Origin of the sequence: Acinetobacter rudis (assembly GCF_031157835.1) — a bacterium.
GTDB lineage: Bacteria > Pseudomonadota > Gammaproteobacteria > Pseudomonadales > Moraxellaceae > Acinetobacter > Acinetobacter rudis_A.
In genome coordinates this window covers 56,091-81,844 of the sequence record NZ_JAVIDR010000010.1, presented here as the reverse complement: position 1 = coordinate 81,844, position 25,754 = coordinate 56,091, and the positions used below count along the sequence as shown (strand labels likewise).

The window sequence follows — 25,754 nt, the reverse complement described above, 5'->3', positions numbered from 1 at the left end:
CTCATCATACTTAATTTATCTAAAGACCAAAAAATAGAATTAACTGAATACTGCTTTTTTTATCTGCTGACATAAATCGGATGCCATTTCTGCTGTGACTATATTGGTAAAGCCCAACAATACATGTTTTTCTAATGATAATTCTGCATACCAATGATCCATAGATTGAATCTCTATACCTATTGTGCGTAATCTACTAATGAATTCCCCAACTGGCAGGGATATTAATAGTGTTGCAACGATATGCATACCGCCAGTATGTTTAGTTATTTCTAATATTCCTGATAACTCTTGTTCTATTGCCATAATCAAGTACTGTCTGCGTATTCGATACAAGTTGCGCATTTTTCGTAAATGTCTAGCAAAGTGCCCTTCGCATATAAATTGATGTGTAATTTTCTGTGGCAAATGCGCTGGAAAACTCCCTAATATTTTTGCAATATTTTGAAATTCTTGAACATGCGTTGAGGGTACAACGATATACGATAATCTTAGTGATGGAAATAATGTCTTGCTAAATGTGCCACAATAAATCACACGTTGTTTGTGGTCTAAACTTTTTAGTGTAGGCTGTATACGTCCTTGATAATAAAACTCACTATCATAATCATCCTCTATGATCCATGCTTGTGCTTGTATTGCCCATTTTAACAACTCTATTCTACGCTCTAAACTTAGTGTGACATTCAATGGACTTTGATGTGTTGGGGTCACTACAACAAATTTTGCTTGCGGAGCGAATACTTTTCCTTGTGCTACACAGATCCCCTCTTGATCAACCGGAATATGAGTTAACTGCATTCCTAAGTGCTTTAAAAACTGCCGTGCTATAAAATACCCCGGATTTTCAAACCATCCCTGATCACCTTTTTGTAATAAACACGCTGAAATTAAGAATAGGCTGGCTCTATATCCTGAAGTAATAAACACTTGCTCGGCTGAACACTGTATACCTCTAGCAATAGCTAAATATCCAACTAATGATTGACGTAAATCTTCATCCCCCTGTGGACTTTGCATATTCAAATCTTGAGCATTTTGCCTCTTCATTGTTTGAGCAGATAATTTATTCCATAAAGATAGAGGAAAAGCATCAAGTGCAGGTGTACCCAATTGCAAAGGATTTATCTCTGTTGATTGAGGTATATTATTTTTCTGTTGAGTTGGTAAATTACTTAATTGTATCGTAATAAGTTCACCTGCCTTTGAACTAATAAATGTACCAGCAGATCCTTTGGCTTCAAATAAACCCTCATTTATTAATATTTGATACGCTAACTCTACGGTTCCACGAGAAATATTAAGTTCGCTTGCCAAAGAGCGAATAGAAGGAACTTGTTGTGAGGCAGACAAGTGTTTATTACGTATTGCAGATACAAAGCGTTGATAAATCTGAATATATAAAGGTTCTTCCAGTTTAGCATCTAATTGAAAAGATAAATCCGCCATATCTTGTCCTAGTCAAAATTTATTTTTTTGCCTCTTTATTGTATGTCATCTGATTTTTACAATAAATTTAATTATTTAAAAGAGATCATGATCGTGGAAATACAATACTTGGCTAGGCATCACACAAAGTACATTTATCTATCTTGAAGGTTTAAAAGAGAATTCTATTCAACGACAAAATGCAATTACCGCTATTCATCATTTTATTAGGAGTTTTTAATGCACACACTTCGATTACCCTATAGCACACTTTCCCCCCAAGCATATCAAGGTTTAATTGACTGTAAAAATGCTTTGCAAGAAAGTAGCTTAGGAAAAGATTTACTAGAGTTAATTTATCTTCGCATTTCACAAATGAATGGCTGCGCGTTTTGTTTAGATCTGCATACAAGTTCATTACGAAAAAGTGGTGTGAGTAATAAAAAATTGATACGCTAGCTGGCTGGAGAGTAAGCAATCATTTTTCCCCTAAAGAACAAGTGGCTTTGGCCTGGGCTGAGTCTTTAGTTAATATTCATTACTCTTATGCTCCAGATCATCTTTTTAATCCACTTAAACAACACTTCACAGATACTGAAATTTCCGATTTAACCATCGCAGTAAGTTTAATGAGTGCTTTTAATCGTTTAGCTATTGGATTACGTCAATAATGATAGCTTTTGGGGAAGATTTTTCTTAGGACAAAGAACTAAAAGCTTCCCCCACCGTTCAACGAATATCATCTATTGGATAAACTGATTATTCTGAGTGAACTAAAAACATCTCATGCCACTTTTCACCACCATGACTAGACTCAGAAATTTTACTGTATTTAAAGCCAAATTTTTCATAAAGCGTTAGATACTGGTCTTTACACATTAGATGAATTTCTTTTTTGTGGAGATCTTTTGTTACTTGGATAAACGCTTTTATTAATTGGGAAGAATACCCTAAACCTTGAAAATGAGGATCAATCACTACTGACATAATAACAATATTTGAAGCATCAGATGAATGACCTACGAGTGCTTTGAAATTTTCATCTGACATAACCACCTGATCTGCACAACCACTGTTAATAAAGCCAATGATATTTTGTTCTAATTCTAAAACAATAAAACCTTCTGGGTACTGCTCTGCTCGTATACGGATTTTTTCCAATGTTGCGGCTTCATCAGCTGGATAAGCTGCTGACTCTATTTCAAAGCAGCGATCGACATCATTCAATTTTACCTGACGTATTAATGTCTTCATATGAATTTCCCTATGGACTAAAGCCTAAAACAACAATTCTAAATTATTTTTTAAGTGTATATAATGCAATATATTCTATCTTAAAATGAATATAATGCATTTAATTCCTCATGGCTTTGATCTCAACCTTATCTCTGTGTTTTATGCGATATATAAGTTCCGCAATGTAACTCAAGCTGCTGAATCACTCTATATCAGTCCATCTGCTTTTAGCCATGCTTTAAATCGTCTGAGAACAGTATTAAATGACCCTCTCTTTATACGTATAGACGGGAAAATGCAGCCAACAAAGAAGGCAGAGGCAATAGCTCCAACCATAATAAAAAGTCTAGAAATTTTGTCATTGGAACTATTCAGCGATGCACCATTTGATAATAAAAATGCTGCATATGAATTTTCAATCGCAGCAACAGAATACACACTCTTTAGTGTATTACCCTTGCTCATACAGCGATGTAGAAATTTGGCTCCCCATGTAAGCCTTAAAGTCGTTCATGAAAATAAAAATAATTCTTTTAAAAATATACAATTAGGAAAAATTGATTTTACAATTGGTTATTCAGAGTATGAGGAGACTTTATCTAAAAATATAGATTCATTTGTATGTTTCACTGATCGATATGTTGTTGTTACTCCAAAAGGAAAATATACATCAATGTCTTTAGATGAATATATACAAGCAAATCACATCAGAATTAGTACATGGCACGAACATAATGGAGTTATTGATCAATCTTTGAAAAATCTTGGACTCATGCGCAATATAGTAATTGAGCTGCCCAATATTATGAGTAGTCCTTATATGATAGAAAACTCAGATCTCATAATTACATTACCATATAAAGCAGCCAATATTCTTAAAGAGATTCATCCTATTACACTATTTGAATTACCCTTTCATGTTCCAGAATATGAAGTTCAAGTTTTTTCATTAAAAGAACAAGAACTCAACAGCGCGCAAACTTGGCTTATCAACCAAATTAAAGAAGCTTTTATAGGCAAATAAAAGCAATTTAAAAATAAGCGAAAGACCTCTATTTGAGGTCGTTCGAATAACTTTTAATTGCTCAATATGTAATGACTATGAATCACTTAAATTAAAAATAATTTGCTATAACACAAATCACTTTACGACTATGAAATATAGTTCATTACTTCTTTTGCGCAATAACAGTAATCTCTACCTTTGCATCAATGACTAAATCAGCAATTACTGTACTACGCACTGGATAAGGAGAAACCAAGTGTTTTTCATAAACTTGGTTAAATTTCTGAAAATCAGCCTTATCTGTTAAGTAAACAGTTACACTCACCACGTCTTCAATACCAGCACCGTGTTTTGCAAGCGTTGCTTTAATATTTTCTAATACTAAATCTGTTTGTGCTTCAATACCCTCTGGAATATTTCCATTTTTATCAAATGGAATTTCGCCAGATAAGAAAATAAAGCCATTGCTTTCTAGTGACTTTGAAAATGGTAATTGCATCGTAATGTCCTTTTAGAGGTGTTGAAAATAAAATTATGAATTCCAAAATTCACGTGAAGGGCTAAATGGTAAAGGATCAATCTTAGGTTGATCACCAACCATTATATCCGCAAGTAATTCACCAGTAGCAGGCCCAAGAGTAAAGCCCTGATGTCCATGACCAAAAGCACACCAGAGGCCCTTGGTATGAGGTAATGCTCCAATTACAGGTTTCATATCTGGCATACAAGGACGGGCCCCTTTCCAAGCTTCAGCATCCAACCTTTTACCCAATGGAAAGACATTTCGAGCAATCTGTTCTGCATCATCTAATTGATTTGGTGTTGATGGTGCATCTAAATGTGCAAGCTCTGCTCCCGTTGCTAGTCTTAACCCCTGTTCCATCGGTGCAACAAGATAGCCACGCTCTGCATCTAATACTGTTTTATTTAATGGAACACTACCCGAATTTGAAAAATGCATGTGGTAACCACGCTTAACAAATAATGGAGGCGTATATCCAAAACGTTTCGTCAGACTGGTACTCCATGGTCCCAAAGCAATAATAACTTCTTTTGCTTGAATCATATCGCTTTTGATATCTAAGATTTCCCATTCAGCTGTTGCCGACTGTTGTAAATCCAATGCATTCCCTTGATAAAAATGACCACCACGTTGCTCAAATAATTTTGCATAAGCTTTTACTAATCCACCAGGATTACGGATTGATATTGGATCAGTCCAATGAATTGCACCAACAAAATTTTCTCGTAAAGCAGGCTCTTCCATTTGAATTTGTTTTACATTTAAAACATTATGGTGAACGCCATGCTGTTGTAATCTTTCAGCCGCTTTTACAGAGGTGTCTAAGGCTTTTTGTGTACGATATACCTCCATAAAGCCTTGATTATTTACTAAATGCTCAACATTAGCCTGCTCAATAAATGGAATATGTGTCTCAATTGAACGTGCAATGATGCTTTCATATTCTTTACAGATTTTAGGATAAAATTTTTGCGATGAATTATGATAATACGTTGCAAGTGGTTTAATTAGACTGGTCAAAGCAGAAAAGTGATATCTAACATCTAATCTCGAATTAAATGCTGTTTGAAAAATTGTAGAAAAATCTCTAGGAAAACCATAAGGTTCTATCGCTTCACGTTGAATAATTCCTGCATTACCAAATGATGTTTCTTCACCAGGTAAACCTTTATCAAATAGAGCAACCGATTTACCCTTCTGTTGTAGATGTAGAGCACAGCTTACACCGACCATTCCTGCACCCAATACCAAAACATCAAATTTCATTTTATTTCCCAGTAGTTGAAACATCCTCACACTTGTTTGGATGATGATTTTAAATGGACAATAGCAAATTTACTTTTGAACCATCAATGACTCTTCAGGCTCTTGGGATAAACTCAATTTTTTTGACCTGAACCAAGCAATTGAAATACAAATCATTAAAATAAAACCTAAATAGCCCATCGTTGGGTAGACATAACTGACTAAGCTGACAAAACCAAACTGACTAGCAATATATGCCATAATCATGCAAACAATGATCGCGCCCTTAAAATTTAGACCATAAGCTTCACAGCGTGCAGCAAGAGCATAAGCTAACCCCATACATGTAAAAATCAACTTAATCTGTAGGAAAACAAGAACAAAATTGCCAAACCATGGTGCTAAAGCATTCCCCAAAAACAAAGTGGGAATATCAACATGCTGAGTTTGATCTGCAGATGCAATAAGTACTAAGGTCATCATTGCAATTAAAATACCCACCCCCAGTCCACCTAAAATACCCCCCAATTTTGCATCATTTAAATTTTTAATTCGTCCCCCCATAACAACAAGCATTGCAGTTAAACCTGCAATATTATAAGAAACATAAAGTAAAGCACTAAGCAACCAATGATGACTTGCTTGTGGTTGTGTCTGAACAATTTGGATCAAGTCAGAAAATGGTCGTTGAATATGAGTAAAAGCATATAAGGCAATGATAAAAATCATCAATGCAAGTACAGGTGTAACCCAACTTAAAATTGCCATCACCCGTTTTAAACCTAAAAAAACCAATAAAACTGTAATGACAGCTGCTATTGCACTTGCAAAATATGCAGATATACCAAGCTGCTGCTGTGCAGAAGAACCAGCACCTGCAATCATGATCACAATAATGCCAAATAAAAAGAAAGTTAAAATAATATCTACAACACTGCCCAACTTTGGACCACAAATATAATATATTGCTTCTTGATGCGAGCTGGTTTGTAATTTACTTCCTATCGTATATAGGTTCATTACAAAAAAGGACATTAATACTGTAGCAATGATTAGCCCTACAAGACCGTTCCAACCATAACTTGCAAAAAATTGTAGTATCTCTTGGCCTGAAGCAAATCCTACCCCAGCCATTACACCAATAAATGCCCCACCTAGGCTCATTGAATTACGCATACCTCTTCCCTGTGTAATTTTTTAAGTAACATCCCTATTCCAATTGCTATGCCACAACCTTACTTATTTTTTAACAAATGGTAAAATATGCCCAAACTGTATAATTTACAATCACTCTTTGCAACAATTATAAAATAATCTGAATTTACGACTTTTGATGCTCTTTGATCCCCCATATTTTTTTAAATAATTTCATACTGACTGTCACATTACAGCTTCTTTGGAAACAAAATCCGTAACATCAAGCTCACCTGAAATAAAGCTTTGTACTAATTTATTTAATTCTGTAGCATAAATTTTGTATTTGATGGGGCTTTGTAGCACAAAGATTTAAATGTTAAAATTTTTCCACACCATCCAAATTTAAGACTCAACTTAGGTAAGAGCTCGGTCTAATTCCGTAAAGAAAGGCTAAATAATAAAGTCTTAAGAAGGCTTATGATTGCAAATTGCCATACTCAGTATTACAAACGAAATCTGCTGTCATCTACTCATGTAAGTCTCTGGATATTAAATCATATGAGCCAAATTCTTGTAGAAAATCATGCCAAGGACAGCCAGCTCTTATTCTATAAAGTATAAGCTTCGATAAAATTTCTCAAATTAGAATTTGAAATAGCTATAAAAATTACGGGAAATAACAGGTAATTTAAAGCAGTGTTGATCATTCAGCATTGTTCAAGGTATAGTGAGTCTAAAATCGGGTTTGGAGATTTAATTTTATTATCTCGCCATCTTTTTAGGCAACAAACAAATCTCTACAGCCCCTGAATTTAATTGCTTTTAATAACATATAATATTTAAAAAAAATTAGAATTTCAATTCAAATCAATAAAATTTTAAATACTATTCATTTCAACTTTCAGTTGAATATCGTGTATTATAACATGTTAATTTACAAGGGATAAATAATGGATAAGTTACAATGCATGGATGCATTTGTACGAGTGGCTGAAAGTGGAAGTTTTATAAAGGCAGCAGAACAATTGGGTGTTACTCGTTCCGTTATTAGTAGTCGTATTCAACAGCTAGAAAATTTTATTAAAGCCCCTCTTTTTCATCGTAGTACACGCTCTGTACGTTTGTCTGATATTGGTGAGCGCTATTATCATGAATGTGCTGATATTATTAAACGTTTTGAAATTTTAGCAGATGAAATGGCACATGCCACCTCTAAAATGCAAGGTCGATTACGCATTCATATGGCACCAGGTTTTGCGATTGATCATTTTGGTCACTTACTGACCTTTTTTTTAAAGGAATACCCTGAGTTAAATATCGATATCGTAGTAAATGACCGAATTATTGACCCAATTGCTGAAGGTTTTGATATTGTTTTTCAAATGTTTCCACCTACAGGTGAAAGCTTAGTCGAAAGAAAACTGTTTAATGTCAATCGAGTTATTTGTTGTGCACCTGAATATCTCAAAAATATTGAACCAATCCAACATCCTAAACAATTAAAAGACCAGCCATTAGGTTATTATTCTGGCTATCCAACACGTAATCGTATTCAATATTTAGAAGGTAGCGGATTTAAAGATATGGAAATCAATATCCATGTTCTTTCATCTTCTGTGCATTTATTACGTGATTTTGCTCTAAGTGAAGGAGGCATGGTCTGCCTCCCAACCTTAGTTTCACATAAGCATATAATGAATCAACAACTAGTCACTATTTTACCCGAATATCCTTTATTGAATTATAGCTTACGCGCAGTCTTCCCATCTAACTCAAAAAACTTATCTAAAATCAGGAAGCTTTTAGACTTTTTACTAGCTCGTTTAGACACTATCCCTACATGGGATATTGAGTTGATTAAAGCCCAACATTTGTCTGAAAAAGTTAAACTCTTTCAATAATCAACGCAATACCTTGACCAACACCAATACACATTGAGCAAAGCGCATATTTGCCAGCTGTTGTTTCAAGCTGATTCAGTGCTGTAGTCACCAAACGTGCACCCGATGCACCAAGTGGATGACCCAAGGCAATCGCACCACCATTTGGATTGACTTTTTCTGAACCATCGGCAATACCTAAATCACGAGTGACTGCCAACGCTTGAGCGGCAAATGCTTCGTTCAGTTCAATCACATCCATTTGCTCAAGGCTTAAACCTGTTTGAGCCAGTAATTTCTTAATTGCAGGTGCAGGACCAAAGCCCATAATGCGAGGTTCAACCCCAACAGTTGTTGCACCGATTACTTTGGCACGAGCTTTTAAACCATAGGTTGCAACAGCATCATCAGAAGCGATTAATAGCGCTGCTGCACCATCGTTAATTCCTGAAGCATTACCCGCAGTCACTGTACCGTCAGCTTTAACCACAGGTTTTAACTGAGTTAAGGCTTCAATCGTTGTTGCACGTGGGTGTTCATCTTTTGCGATAACAATCGCATCGCCTTTGCGTTGTGCAATGGTGACAGCAATAATTTCTTTTTCGAAGAAACCTTTTGCCTGTGCAGCAGCAGTACGTTGCTGACTGGTTAATGCAAATTGATCTTGATCAGCACGATTAATATTGAATTGCTCAGCCACATTTTCCGCAGTTTGTGGCATGGTTTCAACACCATACATTTCTTTCAGCTTTGGATTGATAAAACGCCAACCCATGGTGGTATCTTCGAGTTTTTGAGCACGCCCATATGCACCTTCAGACTTACCCATGACAAGTGGAGCACGCGACATGCTTTCTACACCACCTGCAATAATTAAATCTGCTTCACCTGCTTTAATTGCACGTGCTGCAATTGCCACAGCATCTAGAGATGAACCGCATAAACGGTTTATTGTGGTTGCAGGCACTTGGTAAGGCACACCAGCAAGGAGTGCAGACATACGGCCGACATTGCGGTTATCTTCACCAGCTTGGTTAGCACAACCGTAAATCACATCATCGACTTTTTCCCAATTCACAGATGGATTACGTTCAATTAAAGCTTTGATTGGCAATGCGCCTAAGTCATCTGCACGTACAGACGCGAGTCCACCTGCATAGCGACCGAATGGTGTACGAATGGCATCAATAATATATGCGTTTTTCATTTTTAAATCCTTATAAGAAAGTTCCTGCTTTTTTTAAAGGGTAAGCAGTATTACTGTGTAAGGAAGGATTCAACAATGAGAATTCATTCCTGAATGCCTATAAATCCACCTTTACAAAGGGAGACTTTCTTTTATTTATGTCGTTGCATCAATCAGTTTCGCACTCGTCATCGACTGCAACACTTCAAATGAAAGACCTGCAACCTTTTCAATTACTTTCATACCTTCAGCAGTGACATCAATCACACATAGATCCGTGTAAATACGGTCTACACATTTCAAACCTGTGGCCGGATAAGTCAGCTCAGCGACAATTTTAGCTTCGCCTTTTTTCGTCACATGATCGGTAGTAATAAATACTTTTTTCGCACCTACAGCCAAATCCATTGCACCACCAACCGCAGGAATCGCATCAGGTGCACCTGTATGCCAGTTTGCCAAATCACCATTTGCAGCGACTTGGAAAGCACCAAGTACCGCGATATCTAAGTGACCACCACGCATCATGGCAAATGAGTCACCGTGATGGCAAAAAGCACCACCATCAAGTAAAGTGACAAATTCTTTACCTGCATTGATCAGTTCAGGATCACGATCTTCTTCAGCAGGCGATGGACCAAAAGCTAAGAGACCATTTTCAGAATGTAAAAATACATCTTTATCACTTGGTAAATAGCTTGAAATTTTTGTTGGCAAGCCAATACCTAAGTTGACATAAGCACCATCAGGAATGTCTTGTGCCACACGCTCAGCAATTTGATCACGGCTTAATTTGGTATAATTCATGTTTAAATCTCCATAGCCAATTATTGAGCAGGTTTCACTGGCACAACGTGTTGTACAAAGATGCCTGGTGTGATGATATGTTCAGGGTCTAAAGCACCTAACTCTACAACTTCTGACACTTGTGCAATGGTCACATCTGCCGCCATTGCCATGATTGGACCGAAGTTACGCGCAGATTTACGATAAATCAGGTTGCCCCAACGGTCACCTTGTTGTGCTTTGATCAGTGCAAAGTCAGCTTTAATTGGATTTTCTAAAACATAATCTTTACCTTCATAGTTTAAGGTTGGTTTGCCTTCAGCAAGCAAAGTCCCAAAACCTGTAGGTGTATAGATGGGTCCTAGGCCCATGCCTGCAGCTTGGATACGACAAGCCAAGTTACCTTGTGGTACGAGTTCCAGCTCAATTTTGCCAGCACGATAAATCTCATCAAACACCCAAGAATCAGATTGACGTGGAAAAGAGCAAATGATTTTACTTACAGCACCAGCTTTAAGCAGTTTAGCCAGACCGTAGTCGCCATTGCCGGCGTTATTGTTGACAATCACAAGGTCTTTGATTCCTAGCTCGATTAAGCCATCAATCAGTTCAGCAGGTTGTCCTGCCGTACCAAAACCACCAATCATGATGGTTGAACCATTTTTAATTTGGCAGAGTACCTTTTTTAAAGGCATTACACTTTTATCAATCATATCCATGTGTCTACAATCTAAAACTGAATATCAGTATATTTAATTCAGCGACTCTCATTATCCTGTTTCTACAAACAAGTTGTTTCCTTTTTAAGTACAAATTAATCTGCTGATTTCCAATAAAATACGCTTTTTTCACATATAGGATGAAATGGAATGAACTATATTGAGATGGTTAAAAAAGCAGAACAAGATCGTTTCCAAGCATTGATCGATCAGGACTATACTGCTTTTCAAAAGTTTTGTGATCCTGCTCTAACTTATGTACACAGCAGTGCTAGAGTGGATACACTGCAAAGCTATATAGATAAATTAGAAAATCAGTTTTATATTTATCAAGCCATTGATTATAAAATTGAAAATGTTGTGGAATATTCTGATAGTCTGCTCGTTTTTGCTGTATTTGAAGCCAGCCTGTTATTGCAAGGCTCACCTATGCAGTTAAAAAATCGGACTTTATCTGTTTGGAACAAGACGACCAATGCCGTTAAATTGTTTGCCTATCAACCAACACCAATCAAATAAAAATAGAGGGAGTCCCCCTCTATTTAAAAACAGCAATGCTTCAAAATTTCAGCGTATACGTGGTAAAGAAACGATTTTCTTGATAACTACCCTGAACATCATTTTTATAGTTCAGATTTAGCCATTGAAAACCTAAGCCTTTCAACATACCTTCATTCACTCGATAATTTGCAATAAAATCAAATTCACTTTCATCATAACCTTTTTGTCCTTTGATCATATAGTTTTGCCCATCGACATAACGTGCTATCACGCTTAAGCCAGGAAGCAACCAACTGGCATCATGGTTGAAAGTGAAATGATAAGACAATTCATTGGCTTTGTTGAAAGTACCTTGTGTCCAGTTAACATAGCTGAGCACAGGTACAGCTCCATCCAACATTGGAAAGTCACTTTTACCTTCTATTTTTTGTATACCGATTCCGAAAGTATTCGGACCATAAGCCACTTCTTGCAATACGCCAAAATATTGATTATCGATTTTTCCTAAATATTCAGCGCCATTTTCAGCCGTATAGTAATATCTGAATTTACTCTTGAATCTTAAATCACCCACCTGTGTCTTATATTGCAGACCAAGAGAATATTGATTATATAGATCTTCTAATTCGCTTAAGAAAATTTGCGTCTGTAAGTTATCTTGCAATGTTTTAAACTTTAAATCCAGATAAGTCAGTCCATCTGATTCCTGATTGTTTACTGTGATTTTTCTAAACTTTTCTTCATTTCTTGGTGAGAATTTGTCTAAATAGCCCAGGTCAACTTTTAGCTGTGGATTCAATTGCCCTGAATATAACCAGCCCTGGTAAATCGTGAGTAACTGTCGACTATAATCAGTCGTAGCTAAAGGAGTATCTACCCATTGTTCACCCCAACTGATTTGATGTTGCTTGTGTTTTAAACCTATTGATCCTGCTATTTTTTTGTATTCAGATGCCTGCTCTTGAAGATGAGTATCAAATGGAATAATCATATCGTTGCTATGCTTATCTTCACTGAGGCGCTGCGCGTATTGCAATGAACCCGTATACAATAGTGCTGTTTCATCGCTGAATTCATGCTGACCATTTACTCGAGCAATAACACCTTGACTCCAACTCCCAATCGAAGCTCGATAGGCTGCATCAAAGTCACGTTTGGCATATAAATTTTTAAAGGTCACGTCAAAGTTAATCTCTTTTGCTGAGGCGTAGTTTGCCCCTGCAGCTATTGCAATGAGCAATAGCACAGTCATCTGTTTGTTCATGTTTAATCCATTAAATTATTTTTACAGTTATTTGATATTTTTCACAGTTCTGAAACCAACATGACTAATAGCTAAATCAGCTTCTTGTGGATGTCTTGCAGAAGCTCGGTAACGCATACAGTAATTTGATGCACACAGAAATGATCCACCTTTGATGGTGTATTGATTAAATACAGGCGCTTTTTCGGACTTTAGCTGATGCATCCCCATATGATCATCATGCGTGCCTGTAAATGGGCTATTGGTATATTCCCAGACATTGCCAATCATATCGTATAGACCAAAGGCATTTGCTTTAAAACATCCGACAGGCGCAACATCTATAAAACCATCTTTGTTATCATTCTGATAAGGAAACTCTCCTTGCCAGACATTAGCATCGATATGTTCCATATCTGCACTTACATCTCTTGCCTGAGTAAAGCCTTTCGCCGCATATTCCCATTGCTCTTCCGTAGGAAGCTCATGTCCAAGCCAATCTGCATATGCTATGGCATCTTTCAGGGTAATCATACGTACAGGTTCATTCGGTAAAATTTGGCGACTTGCATTTGGTCCCCAAGGTTTTTTCCAAGATGCGCCTTTGACCAATGACCACCATGCCAACTCTTTGACTTTCCCTTGTGGGGGTATAAATACAGCACCTTCACCTTGTTTTTCAGCTTCAGTAATATAACCTGTAGCCTGAATAAAGCTTTCAAATTGTGCATTGCTTACTTCTGTTGCATCCATCCAGAAATCAGCGACTGTACGCTCACTTTTATACAAGGCACGTTCTTCCGGGTAACTTTGATTATTTCCAATCTGGAAAGTCCCCCCTGAAATTTTCACCATGCCGGCTTCCGATTGCTTCAACCAATTGTGTGGTAAGCCAGAGTATTGCTGGCATTGTGTTTTTCCACCTAACTTCACATCCTGTGTTTCGGTTGGTGTTCCACCACAAGCGCTGAGTACCAATGCAACCGTTGGTACGATGAGAAATTTAAAAATATTCATCATCCTTGATCTCAATTTTCAATCATTTAGACTACAACGTAGATTTCTGATAAATAGAAATAAATGGTCATTAATCTCTGAAACGCTTAGTTTAATGACCACTTTCCATCTTATTTACCTAAGTTTTTTAGGAACTCAGGCCCGATACAAGTGTCATAAAAACAGTTCATTTGACCATATTTATAGCGCACTGGTGCTTCAACCACCCCCACATGCTGAGCATATTTATCCCATTCATCGGCTAAGTGTTTCACAATATCAGGATGTTGGTCCGCAAGATTTTTAATAAAACTTTGATCTTGAGTACGATTATATAACTCCCAATCCCCTGTCCCATATGGTGGTGCTTGCATTTGTAAAGCCCAATCTCCACGATACAAGGCACGGCGCGTATTAAACTCCCAACCTAATGAGCGTTCAGGCAATTTTTGCTGATTGAAAATCGGTAGAAATGAAATCCCTTCTAAAGGTAAAATTGAATGATTATTAAAACTGTTAGGACGTTGCGTCTTTGTCAGTTCCAACACACTTGGTACAAAGTCTTTCACATGCACCAAATCAGTTTTAATCTGGCCATGTTTCACCATTTTTGGATAGCGGACAATTGCAGGAACTCGAATACCGCCGTTGGCAACAAAGCTCTTGAAATAAGGAAGTGGTGTTGAAGCAACTTGAGCCCATTGAGGGCCTAAGTTTACATATGAGCCCTTTTTACCCATGTTTTCAATGCTGTTATTAAAGTTCGCATCGACCCATTCACGGATACCATTTTTATCTTCTGTGGTTCCTAATGATTCAGGTGTTGCTGATTCAGCGCCATTATCAGACATGAATAGAATAAAGGTATTATCCAACTCACCCGTTTCTTTCAGATAGTTCACAACACGTCCAATATTATAGTCCAAACTATCAATCATGGCTGCATACACCTGCATAGTCTTGATTTGATCCGCCTTCTGTGCTGCGGTTAACTCATCCCAAGCTGGAAACTCTGATGCAATCGGATTATTGATTTCAGTGCCTTTAGGCATAACACCCAAAGCAATTTGGCGTTTTAAGCGTTGGTTACGAATATATTCATAACCTTCTTTATACGAGTTTTTATACTTTGCTAAAAACTGATCTGGTGCTTGTAATGGCCAATGTGGTGCGGTATATGCCAAATAAGCAAAAAATGGCTGATCTTTTTTACGGTCATTTTTCAGATAAGACAGCATTTTGTCTGTATAGAAATCTGTCGAGTAAAACTCTTTAGGCAATGTTACATCTTTACCATCTTCCATATAACGTGCCTTATAATTGCCTGGGAACATTGGGCTGGCATCCATATGGCTTGCACCACCTGGCATTAGACTAAATGATTTAGTAAATCCACGTGCTTTAGGATTACTATCTTCTGTTGCACCTAAATGCCACTTACCTGCCATAAATGAGATATAACCTTGAGCATTTAAAATCTCTGGTATAGTCATCACTTGCTGGTTCAGTTTACCTTCATATCCAGACTTACCTTTTTGTTCAGGCTGTAAATATTCGGCCATAGTCCCTAGACCAGCCTGATGACTGTCATTTCCGGTCAATAACATTGATCGAGTAACAGAACAGGTCGGACCAGCATGAAAATTAGTTAAGATCGCACCATCTTTTGCCAATTTTTTAAGATTCGGGGTTTTTATTTCACTGCCGAATGGTTCAGTATCTGAAAAACCTAAATCATCCGCTACAATAACCAATACATTCGGTTTTTTAACAGCTTCAGCTTGAACCAATGTGGTACCCAATAAAGTGGGAACAAATACAGCAGCTAATGCAAACTTTTTAATGACCATAGCATATCCTTGATAAGGGTAAGGTTTAAGCAAAATCCTTGCTAAACGTCAATGTAATCAAAATTGAATCAGAACAAAATCTCAAAGAAACGAATTAAATGTTCATCTTTTTCGAACAATTTTTTAGATAAATATTCCCATCTTCAATATAAACAGATTCTTGTACTAAACTGTTTGCCTTACATGGCCCATCTATACATAAACCTGTCTTGATCTCGAACATCGCTGAATGATGGGCACACATAATCCATTGATTATCATAGGTAAAAAACTGCCCTTTGGCGTTATCCAATTGCACTGAAAAATGCGGACAGATATTATGATAAGCATAAAAATCCTGATCATTTTTAATCAGGATAAGATAGAGCCCCTCTTTCGAGGGATGTACAACTTTCTTGACGGATTCATGTTCAAAATCTTGCACTTGGCATAATGCAATTTTTGCTGACATCATCCCTGCTCCTTTGCCAATACAAACTGATAATCCACTTTGTAATAGGCCGAATTAATATTGAATTTTTGCTCCATTTCTGCTGAATACTCACAACGCTTATAATCAACAATCAATGCATCTTTCACCCCAAATACAGTGTCTGACTCAAGATATGGATCATCTTTCAAAAACAAATGTGTGACTAAACGGTGATGATTTTCTGCCGTAATCATGAAATGAATATGTGCAGGTCGCCAAAAATGCCGTTTTGAAAAATTCAATAACTCACCTACAGGCCCATCAGATGGGATCTGATAGCTCACAGGAATAATGCTTTGTATTGCATATTCTCCCTGAGATTGACTGTAGAAGATGCCTCTTAAATTACCTAATTGCTGTGCTACATCCTGACCTGAATACATACCATTTTCGGCAGTCTGCCAAATTTCAATCTTGGCATTTTCAATCGGGTTTAAATCTGAATCAACAACGTGACCTGTAATGAGTAACGGTAGCTGTGCCGCATCTGCATGCTCAACAATGGAAGCACCGTAGTCACGGACTGGCATTTTTGCAATAAAGAAAGGACCAAAAACGGTACTTGGTGTTTGCCTTTCATGTTGATGATGATTAATTTCATCCACCAACATAGAAACCCCCATTACATCAGAAAGCAGAATATATTCCTGACGCTGTCCATGACACATTTGTCCAGTACGTGTGAGGAAATCAATCGCGGTTTCCCACTCGTGCTGACTCAATTGCACATCTTCAATATATTCATGAAGTTTTTTAACCAACGTCGTAACTAAATATTTTTGTCGTTCATTTTCAATATTTGAAAAACTATCAATCACATCTTGCGTTAACTGATACATATGACACTCTCCTTGTCATGACCACCAAATTAATTTGGTGGTAAACCTAAATAAGCACGTTGCATTAATTGCTCAAGCTCATCGTAGTCATATGCACGTGGGTTGTAGTACGGACTATCACAAACGATTTTCGCTACAGTTTGTGGACCTTCTTCTGGCAAACCAATGTCTTTCAGTGCCATTGGAATATTCAGTTTTTGATTGAGCTCATAAATCAATTGTCCCACTTGCTCATGGCTTGTACCGCCTTAAGCCTGTGCCAGTTGTGTCATTGCTTTAACATCTGCATTACGGTTGTAATGAACTGAATATGCCAAAGTGATGGCATGTGCTTCAGCATGTGGTAAGTTATAAGTTCCACCCAAGCTATGGCAAATTTTGTGATGAATCGCCATGCCAACAGACCCCAAACAAATACCCGCTAACCAAGCACCATAAGTTGCTTTTTCACGTGCAGCCATATCAGTCGGATCTTGCACAATGGCTGGGAGAGCATCTTTCAAAGCACGGATCGAATCCAATGCCATTAGACTAATAATTGGGTTTTTATCCTGTGCATACAATGCTTCCACTGCATGTGCCATAGCATTCATACCTGAACAAGCTGAAATTTTTGCAGGTAGCGTCAGTGTTAGCTCAGGATCATAAATCACCACTTTAGGCAGAACTTTAATGTCCTTACCTGTAGTTTTTAAACGATTTTCCGTCATACCATACACAGTGGTCATTTCGCTGCCTGCATAGGTTGTTGGAATCGCTACAATTGGCAAAGCTGTTTTCAAAGCAATCGCCTTTGCCAAACCAATGGTTGAACCACCACCAATTGCCAGACAACAATCCACATTTAAACGTTCGGCTTCAAGAATGGCTTGCTCAGCCACTTCCACAGGCACATGCATAACTGCTTTGGGATAAACACTGACACAAAGACTTCCCAGTTGTTCAGCTAACTTTTGTCCATCTGATTGTTGTTCAGGCGTGGTAATAACCATTACAGAACGAAAATTAAATTCTGTGAGAATACCTTGAACTTCTTTGGCACGTCCGCGCCCAAAATGGACATTAACCGGCAATGCTTTGTAATTAAACATCTGCATTATTCACCTCGCTGAAAATGTGGCGGGATGCTGGCATCCACATTGACCCAAATTGATTTCGCTTCGGTATAGTCATGAATCGCTTCAAAGCCCATTTCACGACCGTAACCTGATTTGCCCATACCACCGAATGGACTACCTGGATTCACACGTTTATAGCTGTTAATCCAGCACATTCCAGCTTTAATTTTGCGAGCAAAACTATGCGCACGGTGAATGTTCTGCGTCCATAAACCACTACCTAAACCATATTCTGTGCAGTTAGCAATTTCGAGTGCTTGCGCATCATCTTTAAAGCGAAGTACAGTAACAAATGGACCAAAGACTTCTTCTTGCGCCACACGGTCATTAGGTTGAGCTTCAACAATTGTTGGCATCACATAGAAACCTTTCTGTAAGGCTGGATCAGTTGGAGCTTCGCCACCAAGTAGTACTTTACCGCCTTGTTCTTTAGCAATCTGGGTATAAGACAAAACTTTATTACGGTGCACTTCAGAAGTTAAAGGACCCATTTCTGTATTTGGATCCATTGGATTACCCAAACGAATAGAAGCTGCCAGCTTAATGAATTTTTCTAAGAATTCGTCAGCAATATTTTCATGTAATACCAAACGTGAACCTGCAATACATGCCTGTCCTTGATTGTGGAAAATCGCCCATGCGGCACCATTCACAGCCGCATCAATATTGGCATCTTCAAACACAATGTTTGCACCTTTACCACCAAGCTCAAGTTGAACACGTTTTAAGTTTGAAGCTGATGCATTGATAATGCCTTGCCCTGTGCGAGTTGAACCTGTAAACGCAATTTTCCCAACATCTGGGTGTTCGGCTAGGCTTTGTCCTGCTGTTTGCCCATAACCAGGAACGACGTTCACCACACCATCAGGAAAACCTGCTTTTTTAATCAGTTCAGCAATTTTTAATGTTGAAAGTGGCGTAATTTCAGAAGGTTTTAAAACCACTGTATTTCCAGCAGCCAAAGCAGGCCCAAGCTTCCAACTGGTAAACATCAATGGAAAGTTCCAAGGCACAATTTGCCCAACAACACCAATTGGTTCACGCACCACATAGTTTAAGAAGCCTTGTTCAACTGGAATGACCGAACCTTCAATTTTATCGGCAATGCCACCGAAATAACGGAAACATGCTGCAGTACGTGGAACATCCAGACGGCGTGAATCACGAATTGGATGACCTGTATCCAAAGACTCTAATTGCGCGAGTTCTTCTAGGTTTTCTTCAATTAAGTCAGCCAGTTTTAATAATAAACGTCCACGCTCAGCAGCGGGCATTTCGGACCATGCAGGAAATGCATTTTTAGCAGCTTCAACAGCAAGATCAATATCTTCGGCTTCTGCTGCTGCAATTTTGGTAATCAACTCACCATTGGCAGGGTTTAATACATCAATAGTATTGCCACTTTTTGCAGGCACAAATTGCCCGTTAATAAATAATTGATTATTCATATTTGACCTAAATTTTGAGAGAACAGGACGAGAATACGCCCTGTTTTGAATTGGAATGGAGAGATTAGAACGCCACTGGATAAGGTGCTAATTCACCTGATGCAAATTTTTCTGGTAAATCAGGTGTTGCATTTTCCCAAACCAATAACATTGAACGTTTGGTTGAGTAACCTTGGTGGCGAATATTCGCTGGCATTGCACAAATATCACCTGGCTTCATTACAATACGAGCGATTGGCGCGCCATCAACTTTATCCCCGATATCCCAAGTGATTTCGTCAGAGAACTGCATAAACCATTCAACGCGATCATTGCCATGGAAAATAGGTAAAATATATTCTTCAGTGGTTGGGCAAAACAAACTTGCTTTACACACAGAGGTCACCGATGGGTTCCAAGTTACATCCGAACGCGACAAGTACTTAAATAAATTAAAACCACCCAATTGACCTTCAAAACCAGGTTCACAATGAATTAATGGCTCATCTTGATTTACGTCAGCAAACTGGCGATTGATATCCAGATCATCACGAAGTGGCGAATCCCCTTCTAGACTTGGCATACGTTTAGTCGCAATACGATAACGATCAATGGCTTCAATATTTTCACCATTTTTACGACCAAAAGCAGAACCTGTTTCTTCAGGTGCAGCAAATGGATCAAAACCCGCATTCACCCAATCATGTAAAATAGCTTTAAAAGTTGCCATGATTTTAGGTGTGGCAAAGTTTTCCACATAATCCACACCAGCATCTTTTAAAACACCATTAAAAGTCCCTGCGTAAAAATCCACACTACCATAGTGGTTTTGTGTGCCAATGACATGATCAAAATTCACCCAACCATAGAAAAAACCCCATGCAACATCACGCATAATGGCACGTAAAAAGGCATCTACAGACATAAGATGAGAATGTTCCTGACCTTTCGCCATCCATGTGACTTTGGCAAAATATTCATCACGCGTAATAGCGAAGTTGCCAAGTTTAAATGCCTGATAACCCGTAATAGCATCTTTGCCTATTACTTCAACTTGATCGATGTGTGCGATTTGATTCATAGTGTTCTTCCTTGAATATAATTATTTCAAACAAATTTCTGACCATTTTTCTAACGATAATGGCCCCTTGATTGTTTGGATTAATAAAACTGAAGGATCATTTGCTTCAAAACGATAAGCTGAACCTGCGGGCAGAATTGCTTGATGACCTTTTTTGAGTACAACATAACCCATCGGTATACCGTCAGGTTGTTCACCAGCAAGCTGTGTTCCTTCTATTTCAACATTTACTGTGCTTTTAAGCTTAAGGAAATCAACACGAATTTCTCCATCCATCACCACCACGAACTCATCATGCGAAGCGGTGTACCATACTGACTGACCTTCAGCACGCACAGTTTCAATCACATATTTTTGATTGAGACCCACCACAATTTTGTCATAGGCTGTTGCATGCTCAGCAACTTCAAATACATTTGAAAAAGCGTAATTGCTTGCTTCACCCTGAACAATTTGAATTGATCCTTTTTCATAGTCTTTCAAACTACCAAATTTTGTTGTGTAGGCAGTCATTTGTTGTTCCCTTTGCAAATTTCCTATTTCAAAATTAAGGGATGTTTAACGAATGAACAATAAGCACTTTTTCGACATGAATGTTCGTTATTTTCAAACAATCAAGCACAAAATATCTTTCTATAATCGATTTCCGAGAAAAACGTAAATGAGTAACAGGAATACTTACTCATAATAATTAGGAAATACATATGGATATTCAAAAATGGGACACTTCCTATGAATGGAAGATCGTTTTACTGCTGACATTAGGTTTTGGTTTGGTCGGTTTAGATCGTTGGATCATTGCACCTCTCCTGCCTTCAATCATGAAAGACCTCTCCCTTAATTATCAGCATGTCGGTTTAATCTTTGGTGCATTGGGTATTACTTGGGGCATTTTCTCGATTTTCTCAGGGCATCTTTCTGACAAAATTGGACATCGTAAAATTCTACTAATTTCTTTAGTGATTTTTTCGTTGGCTTCTGGTTTTTCAGGTGCTGCAATGGGTCTAAGCAGTTTAATTCTGATCCGTGCTTTAATGGGTATTTCTGAGGGTGCATTCTGTCCAACCAGTTTTGCAGCAACGGCTGTGGCAGCAAAACCTTCGCGCCGTGGGACTTTACAAGGCTTACAACAAAGTGGATTTGCATTGTTTGGTCTAGGTTTAGGACCCATTATCGCCACACAATTAATGTTAATTTTGCCATCATGGCGTGAGGTATTTTGGGTTGTGGCGATCCCTGGTTTTGTTCTCGTCATTTTTTTATTTTTCATTTTGCGAGAACCTGAACAAACTCAGGGTGGCAAACTGCTTATCACTGAAAGAAAAGCAACCAAACAAGAAAAAGTCAATTGGTCAGTAATCCTTAAAACTCGCAATATTCTGTTAAGTATGATCGGCTTATTCTGTACCATGTCTTGTGTTTTTGTAATCAGTGCGATGGTGCCGTTATACCTAGAAAACTACCTTAAACTGAATGTACAACAAATGGGGTTTGTGGTGTCTGCAATTGGTTTTGGTGGATTTCTCGGTCAATTCCTCGTACCTGCTTTTTCCGATTGGTTTGGTCGTCGTTTAAGTGCTGTATTGAGTTTTCTTAGTTCTACTATTTTTATCGTTTTATTTGCAAATTCAGCAGCATCTATCTCAAGTCTATTTATTTTACTTTTTGCCTTATCTTTTTTCAGCTTAGGTTTAATTGCACTACTTTCAGGACCAATTGCAGCAGAATCAGCACCTGCTGGACTAGTTGCATCTTCAATTGGTTTAGTCGTTGGTGCAGGTGAAATTTTTGGTGGTGGCATCGCCCCTGTATTGTCTGGCTTAGTTGCGAACCATTACGGGATTCAAAATATTTTTTATCTTAGTCTAGTTGGTACTGTGGTGGGCATGATAATCAGTTCTTTTATCAAAGAAACAGCGCCACGTAAAATTGGTGCAATACATCAGAAAAAGCTTGAAGAGGCTAAAACAGTCCAATCTCATTAATACGTATTAAACTTAATTTTAATAGATTAAATTAGTGAAATATTGCCTAAACTGATTTGAATTTTAGGCAATATTTCCAACCATTCTCATAAACTAAACACAGTACGATTCAAATCAAAATAGCATACGATATTGTTCTGAATATAATACCACCTACATACCTACAGTACTCAATGATACTTCTCTTATCGCATTACCTGTATCAAATAAAGGATTCTCTAGGATCGTACTACAGTTACAAGGCCCAGTGCGATGTCAGTTTTATCGTCACTGCATCTGGAATTGCGGACCTATAAATAGCCAGCCATATTACTTTCTCTGCTTAGACTATATTTAATTCAACAAAGAATTTTTAATTGAGCTTTGTAATTGATAACAAAAGAATCCAGCGATCAAGCTTGCTACAAAGAGAATGAAAAAAACATAATGATAGCTTATGAAAATGGCCTGAGTTTTATCTGCAACTGAGGTATTAAGGTCATTAATCACTACTTGAGAGAATCCACTCAATAAAGCAATACCAATAGCCCCACTTAATTGTCGAGTTGTATTTTGCAGACCTGCGGCTAAACCAGAATCTTTTTTAGGAATATCACTCAATATTAGATTTGTTGCATTCATCATAATTAGTCCATTTCCACAACCAATTAAAACAACGGGTAATAATAAATGCTCATAATAAGAATAAGATTCTGGTAATAAAAATAACAATAAAAACCCAATACTAGAAAGAATATTCCCAATAAAAGCCAATTGTGAAAATCCTATTTGCTTTAACTTACTCGATAAGAGAGCAGCAATTGCTAGACTAATTGCCATAGGTAAAATCTTTAAGCCTATTTGTATTGGGGTAAAACCATCTTTAATTTGTAGCATTAATGCCAAAAAATATAATGATGAACTCAGTGAAATACCAAGCATAGCAACAACAAAAAGTCCGACTGAAAACTTTTTATATCTAAAAATAGAGAATTTAACTAATGGATTATCAGCAGTTTTCTCGACACTTATAAAAATGACAACTGAAATAAAGGACACCAAAAGCATCATTAATGTCATTTCTGAGTTCAAACCATAATGACTAGAATAAGTAATTGCATATAAAAAACTTATAAGCGCAACTGTACTTGAAATTGCACCAATCCAATCGAGTTTATAAGCTTTGCTTCTATGCTGAGAACTATTGAAAGATGATCTCACCAAACCAAACAATACCACCCCAATTGGGAGATTAATGAACATAACCCAATGCCAACTTAAATAAGTCGTTAACACGCCACCAATAAACACGCCAAAAGCAGACCCCATTGCAGTACAAGCTGCCCAATAACGAATTGCGCGTTCTTTTTCGACAGGAATATCGTATACGGTAACAATAATAGCTAAAGGGGATGTTGCAAGAACAGCAGCTCCTAGACCTTGCAATGCTCGAGCAAAGATGAGTATTTCCCCTGACCTCGCAATTCCCCCAATAAAACTAGCCAAAGTGAAAATAACAATACCGTAAATTAAGACTTGTTTTCTCCCATAAATATCACTTAACTTTGAGGCTAAGAGCATGAATCCCCCCAAACACAATAAGTAAATATCGACAACCCATTGCATTTGTATTTCAGACAATAACAAAGCTTGCTTAATTGTGTATAAAGAAACATTAATAATGCTGCCATCTGCAACCACCATAAATGAACATATACAGGCAATAACGACTGCAATTGTTTTGTTCTTTGTTTCTTTCACCAAAGAAACTGTAGCTAAAGGTTTGGCTTCATTCATTATCTTTCTGACTTCATTTAAATAGAAAGCAAATGTTGCCACAGTTATTTGATGCCACTATATTGAGATAATTCCATAAAAGTTTGATTTTTATTCAACATGAATCTTCATTTAGATATCGATACCAGCGAATTGGAAAATGGACCTGAAATCATTGCATTAAAAGGTGATGAAAATGAGAGCAATGAATTTAAACTAGGCAATCGTGAATATGCATCGCATGCACATCAACGAGGGCAATTATTTTGTGTTGAATCTGGGTTTGTACAAGTAGATACAAAACATGCTTCTTGGGTACTTCCCTCACTTCGAGCATGTTGGCTTCCTCCCAGAACTCAGCACCAAATCAAAATTCATAATGTAAAATCAGGATATACTATCTTTGTTCGTCCAGACCAATGCGTAAATCTACCTGCTCAACCATGTGTCATTCATTTTAATGAAATACTTAGAGTGCTTACGCAGACCGCTGCACAATGGCCTCTGATAATGGAGCTTGATTATGAAAGAAAATGTATTGCTGCAGTTATTATGAATGAAGTTCGATTAGCGCCACTAGAACCATTATCCATTCCTATTCCTCAAAATGAACGTTTAAAGAAAGTTTCGCAAAATATTTTAGACAATTTACACCATAAAATTTCTATAAAAGAAATAGCAAAGCAATATGCAATGTCTGAAAGTACATTAAGACGCTTATTTCTAAAAGATACTGGTATTAATATATATCAGTGGATACAACAAGTTAAATTAAGTAGAGCTTGTGAATTATTAGCGATGAATCAAATTTCATTAAATGAAATCTCAGATCAATTAGGTTATAGCAGTACCAGTAATTTCATTACAATGTTTAAAAAAGCTTTTGGTTATCCACCCAAACAATATTTCTCTCATATCAACCAAACAAAATGACCCAATTGGGATATCACCAATCCTAGCTAGCTGAAACTAAAACCTCTTTCTCTGCGCATTTAAATTTATGATAGACATATCTGTATATTTCGATACAATCATGTCATGGAATTGATCGATGTATTTAAAGCGCTCTCAAACCGCACACGCCTTGAAATTTTAAAAGGCTTAAAAGACCCTGTAAAACACTTCCCGCCTCAAGATGAAGGCGATGTTTTTACTTTGGGTGTTTGCGTCAGTAGCATTCAAGAAGGCGTTGGGCTCTCACAGTCTACAGTGTCTGATTATCTTTCTACACTACAACGTGCTGGCCTGGTTGAGGTTAAACGTGTTGGACAGTGGACCTATTACAAACGTAATGAAGCTGCAATACGTGCTTTAGCAGAACTTATTGGCACAGAGCTGTAG

Annotated in this window: 27 protein-coding genes and 1 pseudogene; 8 read left to right on the top strand and 20 right to left on the bottom strand. The window is 37.5% G+C overall.

Going from position 1 to position 25,754, the window contains the following annotated elements:
- Window positions 1–39 precede the first annotated feature (39 nt).
- A complete protein-coding gene (gene pdxR, locus RFH42_RS10425) occupies window positions 40–1,449 on the bottom strand; it encodes a MocR-like pyridoxine biosynthesis transcription factor PdxR (RefSeq protein WP_308975527.1) in 1,410 nt (469 codons plus the stop codon).
- A 219-nt stretch (window positions 1,450–1,668) separates the two neighbouring features.
- On the opposite strand from pdxR, the gene RFH42_RS10420 reads away from it, so the two are divergent.
- Both RFH42_RS10420 and RFH42_RS10415 read left to right on the top strand, forming a co-directional pair.
- On the top strand, window positions 1,669–1,887 hold the full coding sequence (locus tag RFH42_RS10420; RefSeq protein ID WP_308975526.1) for a carboxymuconolactone decarboxylase family protein: 219 nt from the start codon (window positions 1,669–1,671) through the stop codon (window positions 1,885–1,887).
- Between the two features lie 41 nt (window positions 1,888–1,928).
- Window positions 1,929–2,099, top strand: coding sequence for a hypothetical protein (locus RFH42_RS10415; protein WP_308975525.1), 171 nt, complete (start codon window positions 1,929–1,931; stop codon window positions 2,097–2,099).
- A gap of 88 nt (window positions 2,100–2,187) precedes the next feature.
- Here the strand turns inward: RFH42_RS10415 and RFH42_RS10410 are convergent, their stop codons facing one another.
- Window positions 2,188–2,682 (bottom strand): GNAT family N-acetyltransferase, encoded by a 495-nt coding sequence (locus RFH42_RS10410; protein WP_308975524.1) that lies wholly within the window; start codon window positions 2,680–2,682, stop codon window positions 2,188–2,190.
- 94 nt (window positions 2,683–2,776) lie between these two features.
- Here RFH42_RS10410 and RFH42_RS10405 point away from each other — a divergent pair, with 94 nt between their 5' ends.
- The gene (locus tag RFH42_RS10405; protein ID WP_308975523.1) at window positions 2,777–3,688 is read left to right on the top strand and encodes a LysR family transcriptional regulator; all 912 of its coding nucleotides are present in this window, start codon (window positions 2,777–2,779) and stop codon (window positions 3,686–3,688) included.
- A 145-nt stretch (window positions 3,689–3,833) separates the two neighbouring features.
- On the opposite strand, the gene RFH42_RS10400 is transcribed toward RFH42_RS10405, so the two are convergent.
- From RFH42_RS10400 to RFH42_RS10385, 4 genes and pseudogenes are all read right to left on the bottom strand, one after another.
- On the bottom strand, window positions 3,834–4,169 hold the full coding sequence (locus tag RFH42_RS10400) for a RidA family protein (protein ID WP_308975522.1): 336 nt from the start codon (window positions 4,167–4,169) through the stop codon (window positions 3,834–3,836).
- A 33-nt stretch (window positions 4,170–4,202) separates the two neighbouring features.
- Window positions 4,203–5,459 carry an NAD(P)/FAD-dependent oxidoreductase gene (locus RFH42_RS10395; protein ID WP_308975521.1) on the bottom strand — a complete coding sequence of 419 codons (1,257 nt, stop codon included), beginning with the start codon at window positions 5,457–5,459 and terminating at the stop codon, window positions 4,203–4,205.
- A 69-nt stretch (window positions 5,460–5,528) separates the two neighbouring features.
- Window positions 5,529–6,614, bottom strand: a complete 1,086-nt coding sequence (locus tag RFH42_RS10390; RefSeq protein ID WP_308975520.1) for a YkvI family membrane protein — start codon at window positions 6,612–6,614, stop codon at window positions 5,529–5,531.
- 523 nt (window positions 6,615–7,137) lie between these two features.
- A pseudogene (locus tag RFH42_RS10385) lies at window positions 7,138–7,289 on the bottom strand (IS5/IS1182 family transposase); the annotation flags it as partial.
- A gap of 236 nt (window positions 7,290–7,525) precedes the next feature.
- On the opposite strand from RFH42_RS10385, the gene RFH42_RS10380 reads away from it, so the two are divergent.
- On the top strand, window positions 7,526–8,476 hold the full coding sequence (locus RFH42_RS10380; RefSeq protein ID WP_308975519.1) for a LysR family transcriptional regulator: 951 nt from the start codon (window positions 7,526–7,528) through the stop codon (window positions 8,474–8,476).
- Here RFH42_RS10380 and pcaF read toward each other — a convergent pair.
- From pcaF to RFH42_RS10365, 3 genes are all read right to left on the bottom strand, one after another.
- On the bottom strand, window positions 8,460–9,662 hold the full coding sequence (gene pcaF, locus RFH42_RS10375) for a 3-oxoadipyl-CoA thiolase (protein WP_308975518.1): 1,203 nt from the start codon (window positions 9,660–9,662) through the stop codon (window positions 8,460–8,462). The genes RFH42_RS10380 and pcaF overlap by 17 nt on opposite strands.
- A 135-nt stretch (window positions 9,663–9,797) precedes the next feature.
- Entirely contained in the window at window positions 9,798–10,448 is a 651-nt protein-coding gene (locus tag RFH42_RS10370; RefSeq protein ID WP_308975517.1) for a 3-oxoacid CoA-transferase subunit B, read from the bottom strand.
- A 20-nt stretch (window positions 10,449–10,468) separates the two neighbouring features.
- Window positions 10,469–11,140 (bottom strand): 3-oxoacid CoA-transferase subunit A, encoded by a 672-nt coding sequence (locus RFH42_RS10365; RefSeq protein WP_308975562.1) that lies wholly within the window; start codon window positions 11,138–11,140, stop codon window positions 10,469–10,471.
- A gap of 156 nt (window positions 11,141–11,296) precedes the next feature.
- Between RFH42_RS10365 and RFH42_RS10360 the strand changes: the two genes are divergently transcribed.
- Window positions 11,297–11,665, top strand: a complete 369-nt coding sequence (locus RFH42_RS10360) for a nuclear transport factor 2 family protein (RefSeq protein ID WP_308975516.1) — start codon at window positions 11,297–11,299, stop codon at window positions 11,663–11,665.
- Between the two features lie 40 nt (window positions 11,666–11,705).
- Here the strand turns inward: RFH42_RS10360 and RFH42_RS10355 are convergent, their stop codons facing one another.
- From RFH42_RS10355 to RFH42_RS10310, 10 genes are all read right to left on the bottom strand, one after another.
- Entirely contained in the window at window positions 11,706–12,911 is a 1,206-nt protein-coding gene (locus tag RFH42_RS10355) for an OprD family outer membrane porin (protein WP_308975515.1), read from the bottom strand.
- A gap of 27 nt (window positions 12,912–12,938) precedes the next feature.
- Window positions 12,939–13,910, bottom strand: a complete 972-nt coding sequence (locus tag RFH42_RS10350) for a formylglycine-generating enzyme family protein (protein WP_374990829.1) — start codon at window positions 13,908–13,910, stop codon at window positions 12,939–12,941.
- A 107-nt stretch (window positions 13,911–14,017) separates the two neighbouring features.
- A complete protein-coding gene (locus RFH42_RS10345) occupies window positions 14,018–15,736 on the bottom strand; it encodes an arylsulfatase (RefSeq protein WP_308975514.1) in 1,719 nt (572 codons plus the stop codon).
- 94 nt (window positions 15,737–15,830) lie between these two features.
- Window positions 15,831–16,190, bottom strand: a complete 360-nt coding sequence (locus RFH42_RS10340) for a Rieske (2Fe-2S) protein (RefSeq protein WP_308975513.1) — start codon at window positions 16,188–16,190, stop codon at window positions 15,831–15,833.
- Complete coding sequence (locus tag RFH42_RS10335; RefSeq protein ID WP_308975512.1) at window positions 16,187–17,047, bottom strand: dioxygenase family protein; 861 nt, start codon at window positions 17,045–17,047, stop codon at window positions 16,187–16,189. The genes RFH42_RS10340 and RFH42_RS10335 overlap by 4 nt, the downstream gene beginning before the upstream one ends.
- A gap of 29 nt (window positions 17,048–17,076) precedes the next feature.
- Window positions 17,077–17,274 (bottom strand): hypothetical protein, encoded by a 198-nt coding sequence (locus RFH42_RS10330; protein ID WP_308975511.1) that lies wholly within the window; start codon window positions 17,272–17,274, stop codon window positions 17,077–17,079.
- A 21-nt stretch (window positions 17,275–17,295) separates the two neighbouring features.
- Window positions 17,296–18,138 carry a maleylacetate reductase gene (locus RFH42_RS10325; protein ID WP_308975510.1) on the bottom strand — a complete coding sequence of 281 codons (843 nt, stop codon included), beginning with the start codon at window positions 18,136–18,138 and terminating at the stop codon, window positions 17,296–17,298.
- Between the two features lie 5 nt (window positions 18,139–18,143).
- A complete protein-coding gene (locus RFH42_RS10320; protein ID WP_308975509.1) occupies window positions 18,144–19,613 on the bottom strand; it encodes an aldehyde dehydrogenase family protein in 1,470 nt (489 codons plus the stop codon).
- Between the two features lie 64 nt (window positions 19,614–19,677).
- On the bottom strand, window positions 19,678–20,673 hold the full coding sequence (locus RFH42_RS10315) for a hydroxyquinol 1,2-dioxygenase (protein WP_308975508.1): 996 nt from the start codon (window positions 20,671–20,673) through the stop codon (window positions 19,678–19,680).
- A gap of 21 nt (window positions 20,674–20,694) precedes the next feature.
- Window positions 20,695–21,186, bottom strand: coding sequence for a hydroxyquinol 1,2-dioxygenase (locus RFH42_RS10310; RefSeq protein ID WP_308975507.1), 492 nt, complete (start codon window positions 21,184–21,186; stop codon window positions 20,695–20,697).
- Between the two features lie 191 nt (window positions 21,187–21,377).
- Here RFH42_RS10310 and RFH42_RS10305 point away from each other — a divergent pair, with 191 nt between their 5' ends.
- Window positions 21,378–22,658, top strand: coding sequence for an MFS transporter (locus RFH42_RS10305; protein ID WP_308975506.1), 1,281 nt, complete (start codon window positions 21,378–21,380; stop codon window positions 22,656–22,658).
- A 333-nt stretch (window positions 22,659–22,991) separates the two neighbouring features.
- Here the strand turns inward: RFH42_RS10305 and RFH42_RS10300 are convergent, their stop codons facing one another.
- Window positions 22,992–24,434 (bottom strand): MFS transporter, encoded by a 1,443-nt coding sequence (locus RFH42_RS10300; RefSeq protein ID WP_308975505.1) that lies wholly within the window; start codon window positions 24,432–24,434, stop codon window positions 22,992–22,994.
- Between the two features lie 99 nt (window positions 24,435–24,533).
- Between RFH42_RS10300 and RFH42_RS10295 the strand changes: the two genes are divergently transcribed.
- Together RFH42_RS10295 and RFH42_RS10290 are read left to right on the top strand one after the other, a co-directional pair.
- Window positions 24,534–25,346, top strand: coding sequence for a helix-turn-helix transcriptional regulator (locus tag RFH42_RS10295; RefSeq protein ID WP_308975504.1), 813 nt, complete (start codon window positions 24,534–24,536; stop codon window positions 25,344–25,346).
- A gap of 105 nt (window positions 25,347–25,451) precedes the next feature.
- On the top strand, window positions 25,452–25,754 hold the full coding sequence (locus tag RFH42_RS10290) for an ArsR/SmtB family transcription factor (RefSeq protein WP_308975503.1): 303 nt from the start codon (window positions 25,452–25,454) through the stop codon (window positions 25,752–25,754).

Bases quoted from the DNA above. Each gene is read 5' to 3' on its own strand.
- pdxR (WP_308975527.1), bottom strand. From the start codon at position 1,449: ATGGCGGATTTATCTTTTCAATTAGATGCTAAACTGGAAGAACCTTTA.
- RFH42_RS10420 (WP_308975526.1), top strand. From the start codon at position 1,669: ATGCACACACTTCGATTACCCTATAGCACACTTTCCCCCCAAGCATAT.
- RFH42_RS10410 (WP_308975524.1), bottom strand. From the start codon at position 2,682: ATGAAGACATTAATACGTCAGGTAAAATTGAATGATGTCGATCGCTGC.
- RFH42_RS10405 (WP_308975523.1), top strand. From the start codon at position 2,777: ATGCATTTAATTCCTCATGGCTTTGATCTCAACCTTATCTCTGTGTTT.
- RFH42_RS10400 (WP_308975522.1), bottom strand. From the start codon at position 4,169: ATGCAATTACCATTTTCAAAGTCACTAGAAAGCAATGGCTTTATTTTC.
- RFH42_RS10395 (WP_308975521.1), bottom strand. From the start codon at position 5,459: ATGAAATTTGATGTTTTGGTATTGGGTGCAGGAATGGTCGGTGTAAGC.
- RFH42_RS10390 (WP_308975520.1), bottom strand. From the start codon at position 6,614: ATGCGTAATTCAATGAGCCTAGGTGGGGCATTTATTGGTGTAATGGCT.
- RFH42_RS10380 (WP_308975519.1), top strand. From the start codon at position 7,526: ATGGATAAGTTACAATGCATGGATGCATTTGTACGAGTGGCTGAAAGT.
- pcaF (WP_308975518.1), bottom strand. From the start codon at position 9,662: ATGAAAAACGCATATATTATTGATGCCATTCGTACACCATTCGGTCGC.
- RFH42_RS10370 (WP_308975517.1), bottom strand. From the start codon at position 10,448: ATGAATTATACCAAATTAAGCCGTGATCAAATTGCTGAGCGTGTGGCA.
- RFH42_RS10365 (WP_308975562.1), bottom strand. From the start codon at position 11,140: ATGATTGATAAAAGTGTAATGCCTTTAAAAAAGGTACTCTGCCAAATT.
- RFH42_RS10360 (WP_308975516.1), top strand. From the start codon at position 11,297: ATGAACTATATTGAGATGGTTAAAAAAGCAGAACAAGATCGTTTCCAA.
- RFH42_RS10355 (WP_308975515.1), bottom strand. From the start codon at position 12,911: ATGAACAAACAGATGACTGTGCTATTGCTCATTGCAATAGCTGCAGGG.
- RFH42_RS10350 (WP_374990829.1), bottom strand. From the start codon at position 13,910: ATGATGAATATTTTTAAATTTCTCATCGTACCAACGGTTGCATTGGTA.
- RFH42_RS10345 (WP_308975514.1), bottom strand. From the start codon at position 15,736: ATGGTCATTAAAAAGTTTGCATTAGCTGCTGTATTTGTTCCCACTTTA.
- RFH42_RS10340 (WP_308975513.1), bottom strand. From the start codon at position 16,190: ATGATGTCAGCAAAAATTGCATTATGCCAAGTGCAAGATTTTGAACAT.
- RFH42_RS10335 (WP_308975512.1), bottom strand. From the start codon at position 17,047: ATGTATCAGTTAACGCAAGATGTGATTGATAGTTTTTCAAATATTGAA.
- RFH42_RS10325 (WP_308975510.1), bottom strand. From the start codon at position 18,138: ATGTTTAATTACAAAGCATTGCCGGTTAATGTCCATTTTGGGCGCGGA.
- RFH42_RS10320 (WP_308975509.1), bottom strand. From the start codon at position 19,613: ATGAATAATCAATTATTTATTAACGGGCAATTTGTGCCTGCAAAAAGT.
- RFH42_RS10315 (WP_308975508.1), bottom strand. From the start codon at position 20,673: ATGAATCAAATCGCACACATCGATCAAGTTGAAGTAATAGGCAAAGAT.
- RFH42_RS10310 (WP_308975507.1), bottom strand. From the start codon at position 21,186: ATGACTGCCTACACAACAAAATTTGGTAGTTTGAAAGACTATGAAAAA.
- RFH42_RS10305 (WP_308975506.1), top strand. From the start codon at position 21,378: ATGGATATTCAAAAATGGGACACTTCCTATGAATGGAAGATCGTTTTA.
- RFH42_RS10300 (WP_308975505.1), bottom strand. From the start codon at position 24,434: ATGAATGAAGCCAAACCTTTAGCTACAGTTTCTTTGGTGAAAGAAACA.
- RFH42_RS10295 (WP_308975504.1), top strand. From the start codon at position 24,534: ATGAATCTTCATTTAGATATCGATACCAGCGAATTGGAAAATGGACCT.
- RFH42_RS10290 (WP_308975503.1), top strand. From the start codon at position 25,452: ATGGAATTGATCGATGTATTTAAAGCGCTCTCAAACCGCACACGCCTT.